22 protein-coding genes are annotated in these 18,587 nt (G+C 66.2%); 5 read left to right on the top strand and 17 right to left on the bottom strand.

Going from position 1 to position 18,587, the window contains the following annotated elements; translation table 11 throughout:
- Window position 1 precedes the first annotated feature (1 nt).
- Window positions 2–481: a DUF2269 family protein gene (locus ACYQR9_RS09325; protein WP_207411508.1), complete on the top strand. Its 480-nt coding sequence runs from the start codon at window positions 2–4 to the stop codon at window positions 479–481.
- A gap of 7 nt (window positions 482–488) precedes the next feature.
- On the opposite strand, the gene dxr is transcribed toward ACYQR9_RS09325, so the two are convergent.
- The 16 genes from dxr to ACYQR9_RS09245 all read right to left on the bottom strand — a co-directional run bounded on the left by dxr (window position 489) and on the right by ACYQR9_RS09245 (window position 14,339).
- Window positions 489–1,658: a 1-deoxy-D-xylulose-5-phosphate reductoisomerase gene (dxr, locus tag ACYQR9_RS09320; RefSeq protein WP_461229399.1), complete on the bottom strand. Its 1,170-nt coding sequence runs from the start codon at window positions 1,656–1,658 to the stop codon at window positions 489–491.
- A 13-nt stretch (window positions 1,659–1,671) separates the two neighbouring features.
- Window positions 1,672–2,538 carry a phosphatidate cytidylyltransferase gene (locus ACYQR9_RS09315; protein WP_461229763.1) on the bottom strand — a complete coding sequence of 289 codons (867 nt, stop codon included), beginning with the start codon at window positions 2,536–2,538 and terminating at the stop codon, window positions 1,672–1,674.
- On the bottom strand, window positions 2,538–3,383 hold the full coding sequence (locus ACYQR9_RS09310) for an isoprenyl transferase (protein ID WP_056431515.1): 846 nt from the start codon (window positions 3,381–3,383) through the stop codon (window positions 2,538–2,540). The genes ACYQR9_RS09315 and ACYQR9_RS09310 overlap by 1 nt, the downstream gene beginning before the upstream one ends.
- A gap of 49 nt (window positions 3,384–3,432) precedes the next feature.
- Window positions 3,433–3,996, bottom strand: coding sequence for a ribosome recycling factor (frr, locus tag ACYQR9_RS09305; RefSeq protein ID WP_056431517.1), 564 nt, complete (start codon window positions 3,994–3,996; stop codon window positions 3,433–3,435).
- 150 nt (window positions 3,997–4,146) lie between these two features.
- A complete protein-coding gene (locus ACYQR9_RS09300) occupies window positions 4,147–4,626 on the bottom strand; it encodes a BLUF domain-containing protein (protein WP_461229398.1) in 480 nt (159 codons plus the stop codon).
- 167 nt (window positions 4,627–4,793) lie between these two features.
- Window positions 4,794–5,516, bottom strand: coding sequence for a UMP kinase (gene pyrH, locus ACYQR9_RS09295; protein ID WP_461229397.1), 723 nt, complete (start codon window positions 5,514–5,516; stop codon window positions 4,794–4,796).
- A gap of 244 nt (window positions 5,517–5,760) precedes the next feature.
- A complete protein-coding gene (gene tsf / locus ACYQR9_RS09290) occupies window positions 5,761–6,684 on the bottom strand; it encodes a translation elongation factor Ts (RefSeq protein ID WP_056431526.1) in 924 nt (307 codons plus the stop codon).
- Between the two features lie 119 nt (window positions 6,685–6,803).
- Entirely contained in the window at window positions 6,804–7,868 is a 1,065-nt protein-coding gene (locus ACYQR9_RS09285) for a 30S ribosomal protein S2 (RefSeq protein WP_056431618.1), read from the bottom strand.
- Between the two features lie 159 nt (window positions 7,869–8,027).
- Window positions 8,028–8,291 carry a hypothetical protein gene (locus tag ACYQR9_RS09280; protein WP_461229396.1) on the bottom strand — a complete coding sequence of 88 codons (264 nt, stop codon included), beginning with the start codon at window positions 8,289–8,291 and terminating at the stop codon, window positions 8,028–8,030.
- Between the two features lie 88 nt (window positions 8,292–8,379).
- Entirely contained in the window at window positions 8,380–9,129 is a 750-nt protein-coding gene (locus tag ACYQR9_RS09275) for a pseudouridine synthase (RefSeq protein WP_207411503.1), read from the bottom strand.
- 31 nt (window positions 9,130–9,160) lie between these two features.
- The gene (locus ACYQR9_RS09270; protein WP_156467874.1) at window positions 9,161–10,084 is read right to left on the bottom strand and encodes a class I SAM-dependent methyltransferase; all 924 of its coding nucleotides are present in this window, start codon (window positions 10,082–10,084) and stop codon (window positions 9,161–9,163) included.
- A gap of 359 nt (window positions 10,085–10,443) precedes the next feature.
- Window positions 10,444–11,373, bottom strand: coding sequence for a GTPase Era (gene era, locus ACYQR9_RS09265; RefSeq protein WP_156467881.1), 930 nt, complete (start codon window positions 11,371–11,373; stop codon window positions 10,444–10,446).
- A gap of 49 nt (window positions 11,374–11,422) precedes the next feature.
- Window positions 11,423–12,235 carry a ribonuclease III gene (gene rnc / locus ACYQR9_RS09260; RefSeq protein WP_461220869.1) on the bottom strand — a complete coding sequence of 271 codons (813 nt, stop codon included), beginning with the start codon at window positions 12,233–12,235 and terminating at the stop codon, window positions 11,423–11,425.
- Between the two features lie 11 nt (window positions 12,236–12,246).
- Entirely contained in the window at window positions 12,247–13,047 is an 801-nt protein-coding gene (gene lepB / locus ACYQR9_RS09255) for a signal peptidase I (protein WP_461229395.1), read from the bottom strand.
- A 60-nt stretch (window positions 13,048–13,107) separates the two neighbouring features.
- On the bottom strand, window positions 13,108–13,575 hold the full coding sequence (acpS, locus tag ACYQR9_RS09250; protein WP_056431542.1) for a holo-ACP synthase: 468 nt from the start codon (window positions 13,573–13,575) through the stop codon (window positions 13,108–13,110).
- Window positions 13,572–14,339 carry a pyridoxine 5'-phosphate synthase gene (locus tag ACYQR9_RS09245; RefSeq protein WP_461229394.1) on the bottom strand — a complete coding sequence of 256 codons (768 nt, stop codon included), beginning with the start codon at window positions 14,337–14,339 and terminating at the stop codon, window positions 13,572–13,574. Before ACYQR9_RS09245 ends, acpS begins: the two co-directional genes overlap by 4 nt.
- A gap of 115 nt (window positions 14,340–14,454) precedes the next feature.
- On the opposite strand from ACYQR9_RS09245, the gene ACYQR9_RS09240 reads away from it, so the two are divergent.
- From ACYQR9_RS09240 to ACYQR9_RS09230, 3 genes are all read left to right on the top strand, one after another.
- Window positions 14,455–14,829 carry a PH domain-containing protein gene (locus ACYQR9_RS09240; protein ID WP_056431548.1) on the top strand — a complete coding sequence of 125 codons (375 nt, stop codon included), beginning with the start codon at window positions 14,455–14,457 and terminating at the stop codon, window positions 14,827–14,829.
- Window positions 14,830–14,946: 117 nt separating this feature from the next.
- Window positions 14,947–15,210, top strand: coding sequence for a PepSY domain-containing protein (locus ACYQR9_RS09235; RefSeq protein ID WP_156467875.1), 264 nt, complete (start codon window positions 14,947–14,949; stop codon window positions 15,208–15,210).
- Between the two features lie 95 nt (window positions 15,211–15,305).
- Window positions 15,306–15,971 (top strand): MgtC/SapB family protein, encoded by a 666-nt coding sequence (locus ACYQR9_RS09230; protein ID WP_461229393.1) that lies wholly within the window; start codon window positions 15,306–15,308, stop codon window positions 15,969–15,971.
- 4 nt (window positions 15,972–15,975) lie between these two features.
- On the opposite strand, the gene xoxF5 is transcribed toward ACYQR9_RS09230, so the two are convergent.
- Complete coding sequence (gene xoxF5, locus ACYQR9_RS09225) at window positions 15,976–17,745, bottom strand: lanthanide-dependent methanol dehydrogenase XoxF5 (protein ID WP_461229762.1); 1,770 nt, start codon at window positions 17,743–17,745, stop codon at window positions 15,976–15,978.
- Between the two features lie 373 nt (window positions 17,746–18,118).
- Between xoxF5 and rpsF the strand changes: the two genes are divergently transcribed.
- Window positions 18,119–18,586, top strand: a complete 468-nt coding sequence (gene rpsF / locus ACYQR9_RS09220) for a 30S ribosomal protein S6 (RefSeq protein WP_018045048.1) — start codon at window positions 18,119–18,121, stop codon at window positions 18,584–18,586.
- Window position 18,587 lies beyond the last annotated feature (1 nt).

Here is an 18,587-nt window from a genome sequence, read left to right as displayed (position 1 = left end):
GATGGAGTACGTCGATCTCCTGCGCTGGCTGCACGTCATCGGCGCGACGATCCTGCTCGGCACCGGAACCGGCATCGCCTTCTTCATGACGATGGCGCACCGCACGGGGCGGCCCGATCTGATCGCCCATGTGGCGGGGACGGTGGTCGTCGCCGACCTGCTCTTCACGGCGACGGCGGCGTTCATCCAACCGGTGACGGGCTGGCTCCTGGCGCGCGCGGTGGGCTGGCCCCTCGCCGAAGGCTGGATTGCCCTGTCGTTGATTCTCTACGTCGTCATCGGCTTGTTCTGGCTGCCAGTGGTCAGAATCCAGATGATCCTGCGCGACCTCGCCATGGCTGCAGCCCGATCAGGGATACCCCTCCCACCGCGCTACCATGCTCTCTACCGGATCTGGTTCACCTGCGGTTTTCCCGCCTTCGCCGCCATGCTCGGCATCGTCTGGCTGATGACGGCGAAACCGCGATTCGCCCTGTTCTGAGTGGACCTCAGGCGGCCGATGGGAGCGCCTTGGCGCTCCAGGCGCGGACATGGGCGTCGATGGCCAGAGCCTCGTCCACATCGGCCGGCGCGCTGCGATACTCGGAGGCGAAATGTTCGCAGGCCCGCTCCACCAGTTCGGCGATGCCGTAGAAGCCGATCTCGCCGCGGATGAAGGCGGCCACCGCGATCTCGTTGGCGGCGTTCATCACCGTCGGGGCGGCACCGCCCTCCGCGAGCGCGGCGCGTGCGATGCGCAGGCAGGGGAAACGCGCCTCGTCCGCCGCCTCGAAGGTGAGGCTGCCGACGGCGGCGAGATCGAGGGAGCGTCCCCGCTCGATGGTCAGACGGTCGCCGAGGCCGAGGCAATGGGCGATGGGGACGCGCATGTCCGGCATGGCGAGGCCCGCCGTCACGGCGCCGTCGCGCCAGGTGATGAGGCCATGCACGATCGATTGCGGATGCACGATCACGTCGAGGCGCTCAGCCTCGATGGCGAACAGGTGATGCGCCTCGATGAGTTCGAGGCCCTTGTTCATCAGCGAGGCCGAATCGATGTTGATCTTCATTCCCATCGACCAGGTCGGATGAGCCGCCGCCTCGGTGGGCGAAGCCGCGGCGATGCGTTCCTTCGTCCAAGTGCGGAACGGGCCGCCGGAAGCGGTGATGGTCATCTTGGTCACGTCCGAGACGCGACCGTCCCCAAGCGCCTGGGCCAGGGCGTTGTGCTCGGAATCGACCGGCAGCAGCGTCGCCTTGAACCGCGCGGCATCGCGCATGAAGGCGTCGCCGGCGCAGACGAGGCTCTCCTTGTTGGCAAGGGCGACGGTACGGCCGAGGCGCAAGGCCGCATGGGTGGGGCGCAGCCCCGCCGCACCGCTCACCGCCGCCACGACGATATCGGCGTCACGGGCCACGGCTTCGAGGACGGCGCTGTCGCCTGCCCCGTTGGCGATGCCGGTGCCGGACAGCGCCTCGCGCAGGGCGGGTCCCTGGCTCTCGTCGGCGAGCGCGGCGAAATCCGCGCCGATCTCACGGGCGAGCTTTGCCAAAGCGGCGGCATCGCGGCCACCGACGAGGGCGCCGATCCGGAAGCGCTCGGGATGCTGGGCCAGCAGGTCGGTGGTGGAACGACCGATGGACCCGGTGGCGCCGAGGATGGTGACGGTATGGGTCAACGGATCGATTCCTTCAGACCACCGCCAAGCGGTGGGCAACGAGATAAAGGCCGGCGAGCACGGCCACGGCGAAGAAGCCGTCGAGCCGATCCATGACACCGCCATGGCCCGGGATCGAACGGCCCGAATCCTTCACGCCGTAATGCCGCTTGAGCCCCGATTCGGCGAGGTCGCCGGCCTGGCTCAGGATGGACGCGAGGGCGCTGGTGATGGCGACCGCGACGAGGGGTGCGTTCGCCAGACTGCTCCACCCCTGCGAGCGCGCGGCCATCACCAGCAGGGTGCCGGCGGCGATGCCCGCCGCGAGACCGCCGAGTGAGCCGGACCACGTCTTCTTGGGGCTCACCGAAGGCATCAGCTTCGGCCCGCCGAAAGTACGGCCTGTGATGTAGGCGACGATGTCGGTGGACCAGACTACGGCGAACATCCAGGCCGGCCCGAAGATGCCGATGGCCGGGTCGTCGCGCAGAGCCGGGGGAACCAGGGCCAGCACCGCGGCACTGAGAAAGCCGATCACAACGCGGCCCCGTCCGCCCGAATCCCGGACGATCACGACCAGCGAGACGAGGGTCAGAACCGCGACCGCGAGCCAGACCAGTGCCGGAGCATCCAGGCGCAGGCAGAGGGCGAGGGCGAACAGCCCCAGGCCCGTAATCGCAACGGTAGGCCTGAGCGGCGCGATCCGACTGATTGTGATCCATTCGCCCGCGAAGACGATGCCGGCGATGAGCCAGATGGCGGCGAAGGCCCAGCCGCCGAGGAACAGCGTGGTCAGCACGATGGTCGCCAGTACGATGGCGGACGCCGTGCGAAGCTGGAATTCGCGGCCGCCGAGGGGGCCGCGCCTCGGCGCGGATGCCGCGTCGCCGGGCGAGACCATCACCCGGCCTTGCCGCTGAGGCCACCGAAGCGGCGATCACGGCGATGATACTCATCGATGGCCGCATGGAAGCAGGCGTGATCGAAATCCGGCCAGAATTCCGGCACAATCACGTATTCGGCGTAGGCCGTCTGCCATGTGAGGAAGTTCGACAAACGCTGCTCGCCCGAGGTCCGGATGACGAGGTCGGGATCGGGGATGCCGGTGGTGTCGAGGGCTTGGGCGATGGCCTCGAGGCCGATCTCGGCCGGGCTCATCCGCCCGTCGGCCACTGCCTGGGCCAGGGTCCGGACCGCCCGCAGGATCTCCTGGCGCCCGCCGTAATTGAAGGCGATCACCAAGGTGAGGCCGGTATTGCCGCGGGTCCGCGACTCGGCCTCGTCGAGCAGCGCGGCGATATCGGTGCTCAGGCCCTCGCGGGCGCCGATGATCTTGACGCGCACGTTGTTGCCGTGGAGCTCGGCGAGGTCGCGGCGCACGAACAGCTTCAACAGGCCCATGAGATCGGCGATCTCGGCCGGCGGCCGGCGCCAGTTCTCGGAGGAGAAGCTGTAGATCGTCAGGTAGGAGACGCCGAGTTCGATCGCGGAGCGGACCGCGCGCCGGACGGCCTCGACGCCGCGGCGATGCCCCTCCACCCGCGGCAGACCACGGCGCGCAGCCCAGCGGCCGTTGCCATCCATGATGATGGCCACATGAGCCGGCGCCGCCGGACGGGTGACGGGAGACGGGCCTGACCCCGAAGTCTCGGTATCGCGCGAGGCGAGGCCGACCGCGACGCTGGCGGTGTCCCTATCCCCGGCCGCAGATACCTCGATCTGACGCGCGCCCTCTGAGCGACCCAACGCGCTTCTCCCCGTCCCTGATTCCGTCGATTCCATACCTGTCCACAACTTAGACCTGCATGATTTCCTTTTCCTTGGAGGCGAGAACGCCGTCGATGTCGGCGATGTGCTGGTCGGTCACCTTCTGCACTTCGGTGGCCTGACGCTTCTCGTCGTCCTCGCTGATGGCGCTTTCCTTCTCAAGCTTCTTGAGATGATCGAGCGCATCGCGGCGGACGTGGCGGACCGCGACGCGGGCCTCCTCGGTATATTTGTGAGCGACCTTGACCATTTCCTTGCGGCGCTGCTCGTTCATCTCCGGAACGCGCAGGCGGATGGTCTGACCCTCGGTCTGAGGGTTCAGGCCGAGATCGGATTCACGAATCGCCTTCTCCACGGCGGCGACCATGCTGCGGTCCCAGACCGAGATCGACAGGAGGCGCGGCTCGGGCACGCTCACCGTGGCGACCTGGGCCATCGGCATGGACGACCCATAGGCATCGACATTGATCGGGTCGAGAATGCTCGGGGTCGCGCGTCCGGTGCGCAGAGAGCCGAGATCCTTCGACAGCGCGCTGACGGCGCCCTGCATCCGGCGCTTGATATCGTTCAGGTCGAACTCTGGGGTCGCCATACTGTGTGTCCCGACGAGAATGAGAGAAAAGGCGTTGGGCCGCCGGGGCCCGTGCGTGCGGCCTCAATGAACCAAAATCCGACAGGTCGCAAATGGCGTTCGCGCGCGCGGCGGATCAAATCGACCATGCGAGGCGGCTTCGCGATCTGCCTATCGCGCGACCGGCTTCCTCTCCGCTAGTCCCGGCGGGCCGGAGCGCTGGACGAAATGGTTTGCATCGAGCTCCGTGAACGCCTGGAGCAGCGCGATGATGGCTCCCGCCGACATCTCCGTAGGGTCGAACTTCGCAGTGGGACCGTATTGGAGATAGAGGGCGTTGAGGGCCTCCGAGCGGCCTGCATAGCCGACCATCCATCCCCGCAACGCACGCTGCTGTAACGGAACGGCAGAGACGAGAACCATGCCGCTGTGACGGCTGTCCGCCGCCAGCGCCCAGAGCTGCTCCGAGATCGTCGACGTCTCGCCCTCCATGGCCTGGAGGAAGAAATCCTCGTTGAACACGAGGGCGCCCGTCATGCCCGACGCATGATCGTAGCGGTTGCAGGAGGCCAGGATGTCCCTGACCATGTCACGCATCGAACCACCCGTCAGCTTGACGAGATTCCGGCTATAGAAAACGAACTGCGACAAGGGCATCGACTATGCTCGGCAGCCGCATCGGGCAGGCGGCAGGCGTTCCCTTTCACAGGAAGAGCGAAAATCCTCAAGAAACCCTGATGCCGAAATCGAGCGAGCAACTGGGAAGCCGCTGCGCATCAACTCGCAACGACGAACCCGATACTTGAGATACTATGTCGTCAGGGCACGACGTGCGTCGAAGGAGCGTTCCCCGTGAGGATCGCGGTGACCGAACTCGGGGCATGAACAGAGCCGACGACGATGGAGATGCGGCTCTCGCGGGCCAGCGCAAAGGCGGCGGTATCCATGATCTTGAGGTCGCGCGCGATGGCATCGTCATGGGTCAGGCGGTCGTAGCGCACCGCCGAGGGATCTTTCTTCGGATCGGCCGAATAGACGCCATCGACCTGGGTCGCCTTGAGCACGGCGCCGCAGCGCAGCTCGGCCGCGCGGAGCACGGCGGCGGTATCGGTGGTAAAATACGGGTTGCCGGTGCCTCCGGCCAGCACCACCACCTGGCCCTTGTCGAGATGGTGCAGAGCCGGCTGACGCGCATAAGTCTCGCAGATCGTCGGCATCGACACCGCGGACATCGTCCGGGCGGGCACGCCGGCGGCATTGAGGGCCGTCTCGAGGGCGAGGGAGTTCATCACCGTGGCGATCATGCCCAGCGAGTCGCCGGTGGCGCGATCGATCCACCCCGCCGACGAGATGCGCGCGCCTCGGATCATGTTACCGCCCCCGACCACGAGAGCGACCTGGAAGCCGGCCTCCAGGGTCTTGGCGATATCGTCCGCCAGGCCCGCCAGGAGCGGGGGATGCAGCCAGTACCCGTCCGGGGCGGCCAGGGCCTCGCCCGACAGCTTCACGAGGACGCGGCGAAACGGTTTGGTCTCCGGCATGGCGCCAGTCCCCTCAAGCACCGGCGCAAGGCCGAACGATTCAATCGGAAGCGCCCGCTGTCTATCGCAAGGCGGTCGCGAAGGTCGAGGGGCAGGAGCGTCTTAGTGTGTCATCTCGGGGATCGGTCGCCGGACCTGTGGAGAGACGAGGCGGGATCGATGGTCGGAAAACGCGGAACGGGCGGCGGCATCGCTGCCACCGCCCGTCCCAGGAAACAGTTGTCGATCCAGAAGGTTGGCGGCGTCAGCCGCGCGCGGCAGCCGCGACTTCGGTGGCGAAATCGGGAGCCTCTTCCTTCTCGATGCCCTCGCCGAGCGCGTAGCGCACGAAAGCAGTGAGCTTCACCGGCGCGCCGGCCTTGCCCTCGGCTTCCTTCAGCACCTGCGTGATCGTCTTCGAGCCGTCATGCACGAAGGGCTGCTCCAGGAGGGTGACCTCCTTGTAGTAGCTCTTCAGGCCGCTCTCGACGATCTTGGCGAGGACGTGGTCCGGCTTGCCGGCATTCTTCTCGCGCAGGATGTTGCTCTCGCGCTCGAGCACGGCCTGATCGACGCCAGCGGCATCCAGCGCAACCGGGTTCGTCGCAGCGACGTGCATGGCGATCTGACGGCCGAGGGTGGAGAGAACCTCCACGTCGCCTTCGGATTCGAGCGCGACCAGCACGCCGATCTTGCCGAGGCCGTCGGCGACCTGAGCGTGGACGTAGGACGCGATCACGCCCTTGGTCACGTCGAGCTTGGCCACGCGGCGCAGGGTCATGTTCTCGCCGATCGTGGCGATGAGGCTGGAGAGCGACTCCTTGACCGTGGTCGAACCACCGGGGAAGTGAGCGGCCTCGAGGCCTTCGAGCGAACCGTCGGTGTCGAGGGCGAGCTTGGCGGCTTCGCGGGCGAAGGCCTGGAAGCTGTCGTTGCGCGCAACGAAGTCGGTCTCGGAATTCACCTCGACGATGGCGGCGTGATGGCCCGACGATTCGACGGCGACGAGGCCCTCGGCGGCGACGCGGCCGGCCTTCTTGGCGGCCTTGGCCAGGCCCTTCTTGCGCAGCCAGTCGACGGCGGCTTCGATGTCGCCATCCGTCTCGTTCAGCGCGCCCTTGCAGTCCATCATGCCCGCGCCGGTCTTTTCGCGGAGCTCTTTCACCAATGCGGCGGTGATGTTGGCCATGGCGAGTCCTCTCTTCGGGTCTGTCTCAAATGATAAAGGAGCCCGGCGCTAGGAGCGCCGGGCTTCGTGGATTGGTTCGACGTCATCGGCGGCATCCCGTCACCGGGATGCCTGGGCGATCAGGCGGCGGCAGCAGCCTCGGCGAAGCCACGGGCCTGGTCGACCCAGCCATCGCGGCTGATGCGGCCGTTGAGCTTCAGATCGGCATCGACCTTGGCGACCTCGGCATCGGTCATCGCGGCGATCTGCCAGTAATGGTAGACGCCGGCATCGTTGAGCTTCTGGACGATCTGCGGTCCGGCGCCATGGAGCTTGGACAGGTCGTCCGGAGCGCCGCGGGGAGCCGAGAGCAGTTCGAAATGCTCGGTGGATTCCACCAGAGCGGCCACGTCGGCGGGATCGAGAGCGCCGGACTCGACCGAGAGAGCAGCCTCTTCCTCGGGAAGCTCTTCGGCAGTCGGAGCCTCGGAGGCACCGAGGTCGATGCCGCTGGAGCCCTGGCCGCGGGAGATACCGTCGATGGCGGCGCGGGCGATGAGGTCGCAATAGAGCGAGATCGCGCGGCCGGCATCGTCGTTCGCGGGCACGACGTAGGTGATGCCGTCGGGGTTGCAGTTGGTGTCGACGATGGCCGCCACCGGGATCCCGAGGCGCTGGGCCTCCTTGATCGCGAGCTGCTCCTTGTTGGTGTCGATCACGAACAGCAGGTCGGGCACGCCGCCCATGTCCTTGATGCCGCCGAGAGCCTTCTCGAGCTTGTCCTTCTCACGGGACAGCATCAGGCGCTCTTTCTTGGTGAGGCCCTGGCCGCCGCCTTCGAGGGTCTCGTCGACCTTGCGCAGACGGGCGATCGAGCCCGAAATGGTCTTCCAGTTGGTCAGCATGCCGCCGAGCCAACGGGAATTGACGTAGTACTGGGCCGAACGCTTGGCGGCTTCCGCGATCGTATCGGCGGCCTGACGCTTGGTGCCGACGAACAGCACACGGCCGCCCTTGGCGACGGTGTCGCTCACGGCCTGCAGGGCCTGGTGAAGGGCCGGCACAGTCTGGGCGAGATCGATGATGTGGATGTTGTTGCGGGTACCGAAGATGTAGGTCTGCATCTTCGGGTTCCAGCGGTGAGACTGGTGTCCGAAATGGGCGCCCGCTTCGAGGAGCTGACGCATCGTGAAATCAACGGCCATGATCGTTTTCTCTTCCGGTTGATGCCGCCGCGGAGGAAGCGACCGACCCTCGAAAGGGACGATCACCGGAAACGCCTCATTCAGGCATGAGGCCGGCTCCGCGTGTGGAATGGGCGGGGCCTTAGCAGAGGATATCCGCCGAGGCAAGACGATGGGAGTTCAGTTGCGCCCGTGGCGCTGAATCCAGAGGAACACCAGCGTTCCGCCGAGAAAGAACGGGCCGAGTACGATCCACGGGACGAGACTCGGCCAAAAGACCCAGACATCCGTTTCGAGACGACAGTTCTCGTATTCGGAGAACCAATCCCACAGCCATCGCCGCTTCCGCCGATGATCCTTTGTATCGCAGAAGGTCACGCCCCATAGGAGGGCGCTCAGAATCTGCCAGTGTGCAAAGCCCCAGATCGCGCAGAGGCCGAGCACGTAACCCAGGTCTCGCCAGAACCTCCGCCCGTCCGAGTTCGGCATCGCCAGTCGCCCCGCTTCGTCCCACCGAGACGGCCTGAGCGAATCAGGCCGCCGACGCCTCGCCGAACAAGGCCGCGACATCCGTCTCGTTGAGGATGCGGTAGGCTCCGGCTTCGAGATCGGCCGGCAGGGTCAGGCCGCCGATCCGGTCGCGATGCAGGGCGGTGACGTGGTTGCCGAGCGCCGCGAACATGCGGCGGACCTGATGATAGCGGCCCTCGTGAAGGGTCACGACCACATGGGTCTCGTCCTCGACCTCCATCTCCACCGGCAGGAGGGGCTTGTCCTCTCCTTCGAGCAGCATCGATCCGCTCCCCAGCACCATGACCTCGTCGCCCTTGAGCGGACGGTCGAGGGCGACGCGGTAGCGCTTGGCGACCTTCGATTTCGGCGAGATCACCTTGTGCAGGAACGGCCCGTCGTCGGTGAGCAACAGGAGACCCGAAGTCTCCTTGTCGAGGCGGCCGATGGTGGAGAGGGCCGGATCACGCCGGCGCCAGCGCTCGGGAAGGAGCCCATAGACGAGGGGGCCGGCCTCCTTGTGGGAGCATGTCACGCCGAGCGGCTTGTTCATCACCAGGGCGAGGCCCGGCGGCGGATCCAGGGGATCGCCATCCACGACCATGCGCTGTGACAGATCAGGCGTCGCGGTGATGCGCTGACTGGCATCGCGCAGAGGCGCATCGTCGAGCACGACGAGGCCGGCTTTGGCGAGAAGGCCGATCTCCCTGCGCGAGCCGTATCCGAGATTCGCCAGCAGGCGATCGAGCCTGAGGCTCGGGCTCTTGCTCAACGACCGGTGCTCACTTTCACGTTCCGTGGTTTCACTTGCGCGCTTCGTAGATCTTGTAGCCGCCGGCCGAGGCCTTGAGCGTGACGTTCCTGAAGGCGGCGTTCAGCGGCGCCTCGTAGGGCAGATGCGCGTTGGCGGTGAGCCAGAGCGTGCCGCCGGGCCTCAGGGTCTCGGCAGCGCGGCGGATGAAGACTTCGCCGAGGAAACGGTCCTCGATCCCACCATCGTGGAAGGGCGGGTTCATGACGACGAAGTCGAGGCGCTCCAGCACTACGTCGGCCGAACGGATATCGGCCCAGCGAATATCCGCGCGCGGGTCACCGACATTGCGGCGGGCCATCTCCACGGCGCGCCGGTCGATGTCGATGAGGGTCAGTGCGGTCACGCCCTGGGAGGCCAGGACGGCGCGGGCAAGGACGCCGATCCCGCAGCCGAAATCCGCACCCCGGCCCGAAAGCGACGGCAGGTTGGCCAGGAGCAAAGCGGTGCCCGGGTCGAGCCGGTCCCAGGAGAAGACGCCGGGCTGCGTGCAGAGGGCGAGGTTGTCGATGTGGCGCGGCGCGCCTTCCTGGATCACCTCGTCGAGGTCGATGATCGCGGCGGGTCGGGCGACCTCGCAGATCCGATGATGCCGCTTGGCCGTCTCGGCCGGCTCACAGCCGAATTCCTTCAGCTCGCGGCCGAGACGGGCCCCACCCTTATCCTTCGGCGCAAGCGCGCGCAGGCGCCCACCCGGACGCAAGGCGCGCAGAGATAGGGACAAGGCATAGCGACGCTCGATCGTCCCCGCCGGGGCCAGCATGGTCACGCTCTCGAGGCTACCCTCGGCGATGTCCTCGAGGCGGACAGAACCGGGGATCAGCGGCGAGAGTTGGGCCGCCCCTGCGGACACGTCGGCCAGTTCGGGAGGAGGAGACCCATAGACAGCATCCGGGACGGTGGGAGCAGGCATCATTCATGGATCCGGCGCGACAGCGCGCGCGCCTCGAGAGTTGGGCGTTAAGAGGAAGGATATTGGGCGCCACGACTCGGAATCGAGTCCGGCTTCGCGATTGGTAGCCGGCGATGGCCCCGAAGAAAAGGTTATCTTCGCCAGATCCGATAAATTTACAAAATCGAGCGAATCGGTTGGCAACACCGTGTCAAGTCATTGCCAAGCTCTTCCATGCATAAACATCCCAAACAGGCCTCGTTCTTTAACCTGCGTTTCAAAAACGGCGACGCTGTGCGGAACGTTACTGCAAGTTATGCGGCAATGCAGCACGAAGCGGCTCTGGATACCTCGAACCGTATCGTGACGCACCAGCCCATCACCTATCCGCGCGGGAATTCGAGCCCCATCTCCCGATAGCGTGCCGGATCATCGGCCCAGTTCTCGCGCACCTTCACATGCAGGAACAGGTGGACGGGTTGATCGGCCGCCTCAGCGATCTCGCGCCGGGCCGCCTGCCCGATCGCCTTGATGGTCTGGCCGCCCTTGCCGAGCACGATGGAGCGCTGGCTCTCGCGCTCCACGAAGATCGTCTGCTCGATCCGCACCGAACCATCGGTCTTCACCACCCATTGGTCGGTCTCGACGGTGGAGCGGTAGGGCAGCTCCTCGTGGAGCCGGTCATAGAGCTTCTCGCGCGTGATCTCGGCGGCGAGCATGCGGAGCGGTGCATCCGAAACCTGATCCTCCGGGTAGAGCCAAGGGCCGGGCTGCATCATCCCCGCCAGGGTCTTCCTCAGCGTATCGATTCCGTCGCCGTTGAGCGCGGAGATCATGAACGTATGCGCGAAGGCGATGCGCTCGTTGAGCGAGGCAGCCAGGGCCAGCAGCCGGTCGCGCGGGATCAGGTCGATCTTGTTGAGGATCAGAGCCTTGGGTTGGCGCACCTCGGGCAGACGGGCGAGGATAGCCTCGACCTCCTCGGTGACGCCCTTGCGGGCATCGACCAGCAGGCAGACCGCGTCGGCATCGGCGGCACCGCTCCAGGCGGAATGCACCATCGCCCGGTCGAGGCGGCGCTTGGGCGCGAAGATGCCGGGCGTGTCCACCAGGATGATCTGGGCACTGCCCTCCATGACGATGCCGCGCACGAGTGCCCGGGTCGTCTGGACCTTGCGTGAGACGATGGAGACCTTGGTGCCCACGAGGCTGTTGAGCAGGGTCGACTTGCCGGCATTGGGTACGCCGATCAGGGCGACGAAGCCCGCGCTCGAATCGGCCGGGATGACCGGCAGCGGCTTGATCTCGGGCATTGGAGCCTGCCGGGGCAGGTCGTCTTCGTCGTCGAAATCGTTGTGATCGTCAGGCATCGGGGTCGCTCTCTTCACCGACGTCCGCCGACGTCTCCATTCCGTTCCGTGGGGTGACGCCGGCCTGAGGGCCCGTGCCGTGAACCTCGCGCTCGAGCACGAGGCGGGCGGCCTCCTGCTCGGCGAGGCGTTTCGAGGGGCCGGTGCCGTATCCGGGCTCGAGGCCCTCGACACGCGCGGCGATCCTGAAGACGGGGGCGTGGTCCGGGCCGGACCGCTCCACGACCTCGTAGACCGGGATCGGCAGGGCGCGCCCCATCGCCCATTCCTGCAAGGCGGATTTCGCGTCACGTCCGCGCGGTGCCGCCGTGTCGGTGCCGGGCGCGAAAGCCGTGGCCACGATGGCCTTCGCCGTCTCGTATCCGGCGTCGAGGAAGACCGCGCCGAGGATCGATTCGCAGGCATCGGCCAGGATCGTCTGGTTGCGGCGGCCGCCGCTTTGAATCTCTCCCGGGCCGAGGGCGAGATGGGGCCCGACATCCCAGGCCGTGGCGACCGAGGCACAGGTCTCCCGGCGCACGAGCCCGGCGAGACGCCGCGACAGGTCGCCTTCATCGGCCTGCGGGAAGGCTTCGTAGAGGAGGTCCGCGATGGCGAGGCCGAGCACACGGTCGCCGAGAAATTCGAGGCGCTGGTAGCTTCCCACCCGTCCGCCACCGCCGGCCTTGCTGACATGGGTCAGGGCCAGCGACAGAAGGCTACGGTCGGCGAAGACGTGGCCGATCCGCTCTTCGAGCACGTTCAGGCCGGGCTTGGGTCGCGGTGCGCGACGCGCCCGGCTGGAAGGACGCGTCTCCTCACTCACGGTCGATCGTCCTAATGGATGCTGCTGAAGATGCGGCCCCACCGCACCTTCGCCGGCCATTGCCAAATCTGCCAGGCCGGGGTGCCTTCGTCGATGGAGAAGAAGATCATCTCGGCGCGGCCGACGAAATTCTCGAACGGGACGAAGCCGACATTGGCGAGGTCGCGCGAATCCGTGGAATTGTCGCGGTTGTCGCCCATCATGAAATAGCGGCCGGGCGGCACGAGATAGGGCTCGGTGTTGTCCCAGTAGCCGTTATCGCCCTCGCGCTCGATCACCTGATGCACCACGCCATTCGGCAGGGTCTCGGTATATTGCTCGACCTTCGTTTCCTCGCCGTACGGACCGGTGGTCTCGTAGGGGGCGATACGCTCACGCTTCACCGCCACATCGTTGATGTAGAGAATGCCGGCCTTCATCTGGATCTTGTCGCCGGGCAGGCCGATGACGCGCTTGATGTAGTCGGTGGCATTGTCCTTCGGCAGTTTGAATACGGCGATGTCGCCGCGCTTGGGCTCGGCCGCCCAGATCCGGCCATCGGCCTTGAACGTCAGGTACTCGCTCAAGGGCAGCGAGTATTTGGAATATCCGTAGGAGTACTTGGACACGAACAGGTAGTCGCCCACGAGAAGCGTCGGAACCAGCGATCCCGAAGGAATGTTGAACGGCTGGAAGAGCAGCGTGCGCACAACGAGGGCGATCAGTAGCGCCTGGACGCCGACCTTGACCGTTTCCTTGATGCTCGCCCAGGCGCCCGTATCGGCCGCCCTCAGGTCTCGCTTCGTCTGGTGATCCACGCGCGCTCGTTCCATCTGTCTGCAATCTCCGGCTCGACGCGCGAACCCGATCGACTGTCGGTGATGACCGGCGGTCTAGACCATGCCGTCGGGAGCCGCAACGCGAGCAGTGGCCGGCTCAGCATCCGCCATCGGCGACGGCAGCGAGGAGGGCAAGGCCTCGATGATCACGAATGCTTGCGCCATGGGCGGATCGTCGGTGAGCGTCACGTGGATCTTGGCCGTGTGCCCGGCGGGAATCAGCGCCCGCAGACGCTCCGCCGCGCCCCCGGTGAGGCGCAGGGTCGGTGCCCCTCCCGGCAGGCTCACCACCTCCATGTCGCGCCAGAAAACGCCGTGGCTCATGCCGGTGCCGAGCGCCTTGGCACAGGCCTCCTTGGCGGCGAAGCGCCTCGCATAGGACGGTGCGCGGGCGGCGCGACGGTCCGACTTGGCGCGCTCGCCATCGGTATAGACCCGATGGGTGAAGCGCTCGCCGTAGCGCTCGAGGGACCGTTCGATCCGGCGGATGTCGCAGAGGTCCGAGCCGATGCCGACGATCATGCCGCGATCCCCGTCCGAGCCCGATCCATGGCGGCGCGCATGTCGCGGATCGCCTGAGCCAACCCGTGAAAGATCGCCTCGCCGATGAGCGAGTGGCCGATATTGAGTTCGGCGAGTTGCGGCAGCGCCGCCACCGGACCGACGCTGTCGAGGGCGAGACCGTGCCCGGCATGGACTTCGAGGCCGATTCCGGAGCCATAGGCGGCGGCCCGCGCGATGCGGGCAAGCTCATGCGCGACCCGTGCGCCGTCGCCCTCGGCGACCGCTTCGCAATAGCTTCCCGTATGAAGCTCGACCACCGGCGCCTCCAGGCGGAGCGCCGCGTCCATCACCGCCTCGTCGGGCTCGACGAACAGCGAAACGCGGATCCCGGCACTCGACAGGGCGGCGATTCGGGGCGCGAGATGGGCCGCCTGCCCGACGATGTCGAGGCCGCCCTCGGTGGTGCGCTCTTCGCGCTTCTCTGGAACGAGGCAGGAGGCGTGCGGCCGCAGGCGAGTGGCGATCCCCACCATCTCGTCGGTGGCCGCCATCTCGAAATTGAGCGGCACCGAGAGCCGCGCCATCAGCGCCTCGATATCCCCGTCACGGATATGCCGGCGGTCCTCGCGCAGATGCGCGGTGATGCCGTCCGCCCCGGCTTCGACGGCCAGTAGGGCGGCAGCGACGGGATCGGGATGGATGCCGCCGCGAGCGTTACGCACGGTGGCGACGTGGTCGATGTTCACGCCGAGGCGAAGGGGAACAGGTGCTTTGGCGGACATCAGGTAACTCCGGACGGCAGGCGCTTCCCGCGACGAAGGACGACCGGCAGGCGATGCGCACGGCCGTTTCGTCCCTAGATAGGGGTCAGGCGGCATTTTCGGGATAGGCGGCGCAATGGGAATTCTCGACGGGCTCTTCGGCCATGGCAGCGACCTCTCCCCGCAGGAGGTGCACGAGGCGCTCGGCGGCGTTCTCACCCAGGGCGAGACGGTGCAGGTGGCGTTCCGGGTGATCCGCGACCTCATCGTCTTCACCGATCGGCGGCTGATCCTGGTGGACAAGCAGGGCATGACCGGGCGCAAGGTCACCTACATGACCGTGCCCTACCGGGCGATCACCTGTTTCTCGGTGGAAACGGCGGGCAGTTTCGACTTCGATTCGGAACTGGCGATCTGGGTCTCGGGACGGCCCGAGCCGATCCGGAAGACGCTCAAGCGCGGCGCCGACATCCTCGGCATCCAGCAGGCCATCGCCGCCTCCCTCAGGTGATTCCTTCCTCGGGTGATCCCTCTCTCTGGCGATTCTTCTCCGGAACCGGAAAACCCGTGTGGGTGTTTGCCCTTAGACGGCAAACAAAACCGCACAGAAGAAACCCCGGAGGAACCCATGAGAGCCCTGAAACCCGCACTCCTCGCACTTCTCCTGACCGCCGGATCCACCGGCATTGCCCTTGCGGACAAGCCCGGCGCGGACTGGATGCCGGCCGAGCAGGTCAAGCAGAAGCTGATGGCGGCCGGCTATACCGACATCACCGAGTTCGAGGCGGATGACGGCCATTGGGAGGGCGAGGGCATGAAGAACGGCGTGAAGATGGAATTCCACGCCGATCCGAAAACCGGCGCCATCATTTCCGAGAAGCCCGACAAATAGGTCTTTCGACAGGTGAATAGGGACGGCGGCAGGATTGTCGCCGTCCCCGTCTCTGCTTAGGAGCGACCGACTGGCTCTGAGCGGATGGACAGCGCGTGATCGGCAATTTCGAGATCCTGGGCCGTCTCCTCCTCGCGGCATTGCTCGGCAGCGCCGTGGGTTTCGAGCGTGAGCGCCACGTCTGGGCGGCGGGTATGCGGACGCATATGCTCGTCTGCGTCGGCTCCTGCCTGATCGTCATCGTCTCGGCCTTCGGCTTCTCCGACATCCTCGGCACCCCGAACGTCAGCCTCGATCCCTCCCGCATGGCGGCGCAAGTGGTGTCCGGCATCGGCTTCCTCGGCGCCGGGACGATCATGCTTCGCGGGGAGATGGTGAAGGGTCTCACCACTGCGGCCGGACTCTGGGCCGTGGCCGCCATCGGCCTCGCTGCAGGAACCGGCCTCTATGTGGCGGCGACCGCTACGACCGTCATCGTGCTGCTGATCCTCGCTGGGATGAAGCCCCTGGAGAAGCGCTACCGCGAGCGGGCGCAGACGCGGACCCTCACCATCATGGCCAAGCGCGGGGTGATCACCATCGAGTCCCTGCGAACGATGTCCAGTCCCTTCGCCTCCCGCCTCGTACAATTCGTGGCGCAGCCGACGGAGGAGGACGGGATCGATACGATCGAGGTGTCCTACGTGCATATCCCGGATAAGAGCTTCGACGAGATCGTGACCGCGCTCCGGGCACGCGAGGGCGTGACGAGCGTCTCGTGAGACGTCAGCCCCGCGATTCGGGCAGGGCGAAGACAGTGAGCTGGCCGCCCAGCGCCGTGTAGCGCGACAGGCCGGCATAGCCGCCCACCGCGCCGGCTCCGTCCGCCGGATCGGTGAGGCCGGCAGCGAGCCCGATCCCTGCCCAGCCGCCGACGCCCGAGAGCACGGCGACGTATTGCCTGCCGCGATGGAGGTAGGTCGTCACGTTGCCGATGATGCCCGACGGCGTCTTGAACCGGTAGAGTTCGCGGCCCGTGCGCGCGTCGACGGCCTTCAGGTAGCCTTCCAGCGTTCCGTAGAACACCACGTCGCCGGCGGTAGCGAGGGCACCCGACCAGACCGAGAACGGCTCGGTGTTCGACCAGACGACCTTTCCCCCGGTGCCGTCCCAGGCGATGAAACGCCCGGTCTCCGGGCCGCTCTCATGCGGCTGGAGGGTGACGGTGGCGCCGACATAGGGAATGCCGGGGGTGTAGCTCACCTGGAACGGCTCGTAGCTCATGCAGATGTGGTTTGTGGGCACGTAGAACAGCTGCGTGTCGGGCGAATAGGCGGCAGGCTGCTCGTTCTTGGCGCCGATGGCACCGGGGCAGATCCCCACGGTGGTCTCGTCCTCACCCTTGGCTTCCGGTGAGTAGCGCGGATCGACCACCGGCCGACCATAGGTCTTGGAGCCCTTGTCCATGTCGACCTTGGAAGCCCAGTTCACCACCGGATCGAATTTTTCCGCCACCAGCAATTCGCCGGTGCTCCGATCCAACGTGTAGCCGAAGCCGTTACGATCGAAGTGGGTGAGGAGCGGACGATCCTTACCGTCGATCTTCTGATCCGTGAGGATCATCTCGTTGATGCCGTCGTAATCCCACTCGTCGTGCGGGGTCATCTGGTAGACCCACTTGGCCGCACCCGTGTCGGGGTTACGTGCCCAGATGGTCATCGACCACTTGTTGTCGCCCGGACGCTGCTTGGGGTTCCAGGTCGAGGGGTTGCCCGAGCCGTAATACATCAGGTCGAGCTTGGGATCGTAGGAGAACCAGCCCCAGGTGCAGCCGCCGCCCGTCTTCCACTGATCGCCTTCCCAGGTCTTCAGCGAGGAATCCTTGCCGACCGGCTTGCCGAGAGACGTCGTCTTCTCCGGGTCCATGATCATGTCGGCATCGGGGCCCTGGGAGTAGCCGCGCCACACCTTCTTGCCCGACTTGGAATCGTAGGCGGTGACGTGGCAGTTCACGCCGAACTCGCCGCCGGAGATGCCGACGATGATCTTGTCCTTGACCGGCAGAACCGTCGCGGTGTTGGTCTCACCCTTCTTCGGGTCGCCGTTGACGACGGACCAGTTCACCTTGCCGGACTTGGCGTCGAGCGAGACGACGGTGGTGTCGGCCTGGTGCAGGATGATCGCGCCGTCGGCATAGGCCAGGCCACGGTTGACCGTGTCACAGCACATCACCGGGATGACGCTCGGGTCCTGCTTGGGCTCGTACTTCCAGACGATCACGCCGTCCTTGTCGAGGTCCAGGGCGTAGACGATGTTCGGGAAGGGGGTGTGCACGTACATCATGTTGCCGATGACGAGCGGCGAGCCTTCGTGGCCGCGCAGGACACCGGTCGAGAACGTCCAGGCCACCTGCAACTGCTTCACGTTGCTGGCGTTGATCTGGTCGAGCTTCGAATAGCGCGTATTGGCGTAATCGACCGTCTGCAGCACGGGCTCGTCGGCGATGGCCGGGCCGGACGCAAAGAGACAGAGCAGGAGGGCCACGGCTCGTTTCATAGCTGACATCGGCGATCCTCCAACATGGCGTGCGCGTTCCGGCGGCTCCTCTATCATCGGATGCGGATCGATTCGCGGGCTTCCTTGCCGCTGGGATCGGGGCGATCATGTCTACCGTCATCCTTGCCATCCCGCCCGAACTCGTCTATGCGCCGCAGCTCGCGTTCGCTCCGGCTGGGGGCTGAACGGACGGTGCCGGCTTGTCCGGCATGCGGAGTTCGCTCCATCGTCCCGTGTCTCCGCCTTCGATCAACCGCTCGGGCCTTCAAACGGCTCGAAGGGCTTGGCGCCGGGTGAAACGCGTTGAACCGGCCCGACGATCGACATCCGCACATCCGTGCCGTCGGGCCCCTTTTGCTATGAAGGGCCCGTTATGCCTCTCTACGAACACGTCTTCCTGGCGCGCCAGGACGTGACGGCCCAGCAGGTCGAGACCATGGTCGAGACCTACAAGGGCGTCATCGAAGCCAATGGCGGCAAGGTCGAGAAGATCGAGATGTGGGGCGTGAAGTCCCTCGCCTACCGCATCAAGAAGAACCGCAAGGCGCATTTCACGCTCCTCAACGTCGACGCCCCCCCGGCGGCTCTCGCCGAGATGGAGCGCCAGATGCAGATCTCCGAGGACGTCCTGCGCTTCATGACTGTCCGCGTCGAAGAGCTCGAGTCCGAGCCGTCGGCGATGATGCAGAAGCGCGACCGCGACGACCGTAAGGATCGTGAGCGCGGCCGTCGTCGTGACGACGAAGGCTTCGGTGGTGGTGGATTCGGTGGCGACCGGGATCGTGGCGACCGCGGTGATCGCGGCGACCGTCCCGAGCGCAGCTTCGGCGGGGAGAACTAAG

Source organism: Methylobacterium sp. CM6241 (assembly GCF_054817845.1).
The sequence above is the reverse complement of the archived record's forward strand: the minus strand, read 5'-3'. Positions and strand labels throughout refer to the sequence as shown.

What these genes read in the sequence shown, in the direction of transcription:
- ACYQR9_RS09325 (WP_207411508.1), top strand. Translation starts at nt 2, where the DNA reads ATGGAGTACGTCGATCTCCTGCGCTGGCTGCACGTCATCGGCGCGACG.
- ACYQR9_RS09315 (WP_461229763.1), bottom strand. Translation starts at nt 2,538, where the DNA reads ATGGTCTCGCCCGGCGACGCGGCATCCGCGCCGAGGCGCGGCCCCCTC.
- frr (WP_056431517.1), bottom strand. Translation starts at nt 3,996, where the DNA reads ATGGCGACCCCAGAGTTCGACCTGAACGATATCAAGCGCCGGATGCAG.
- pyrH (WP_461229397.1), bottom strand. Translation starts at nt 5,516, where the DNA reads ATGCCGGAGACCAAACCGTTTCGCCGCGTCCTCGTGAAGCTGTCGGGC.
- tsf (WP_056431526.1), bottom strand. Translation starts at nt 6,684, where the DNA reads ATGGCCAACATCACCGCCGCATTGGTGAAAGAGCTCCGCGAAAAGACC.
- ACYQR9_RS09285 (WP_056431618.1), bottom strand. Translation starts at nt 7,868, where the DNA reads ATGGCCGTTGATTTCACGATGCGTCAGCTCCTCGAAGCGGGCGCCCAT.
- ACYQR9_RS09270 (WP_156467874.1), bottom strand. Translation starts at nt 10,084, where the DNA reads ATGATGCCTGCTCCCACCGTCCCGGATGCTGTCTATGGGTCTCCTCCT.
- era (WP_156467881.1), bottom strand. Translation starts at nt 11,373, where the DNA reads ATGCCCGAGATCAAGCCGCTGCCGGTCATCCCGGCCGATTCGAGCGCG.
- lepB (WP_461229395.1), bottom strand. Translation starts at nt 13,047, where the DNA reads ATGGAACGAGCGCGCGTGGATCACCAGACGAAGCGAGACCTGAGGGCG.
- acpS (WP_056431542.1), bottom strand. Translation starts at nt 13,575, where the DNA reads ATGATCGTCGGCATCGGCTCGGACCTCTGCGACATCCGCCGGATCGAA.
- ACYQR9_RS09245 (WP_461229394.1), bottom strand. Translation starts at nt 14,339, where the DNA reads ATGTCCGCCAAAGCACCTGTTCCCCTTCGCCTCGGCGTGAACATCGAC.
- ACYQR9_RS09240 (WP_056431548.1), top strand. Translation starts at nt 14,455, where the DNA reads ATGGGAATTCTCGACGGGCTCTTCGGCCATGGCAGCGACCTCTCCCCG.
- ACYQR9_RS09235 (WP_156467875.1), top strand. Translation starts at nt 14,947, where the DNA reads ATGAGAGCCCTGAAACCCGCACTCCTCGCACTTCTCCTGACCGCCGGA.
- xoxF5 (WP_461229762.1), bottom strand. Translation starts at nt 17,745, where the DNA reads ATGAAACGAGCCGTGGCCCTCCTGCTCTGTCTCTTTGCGTCCGGCCCG.
- rpsF (WP_018045048.1), top strand. Translation starts at nt 18,119, where the DNA reads ATGCCTCTCTACGAACACGTCTTCCTGGCGCGCCAGGACGTGACGGCC.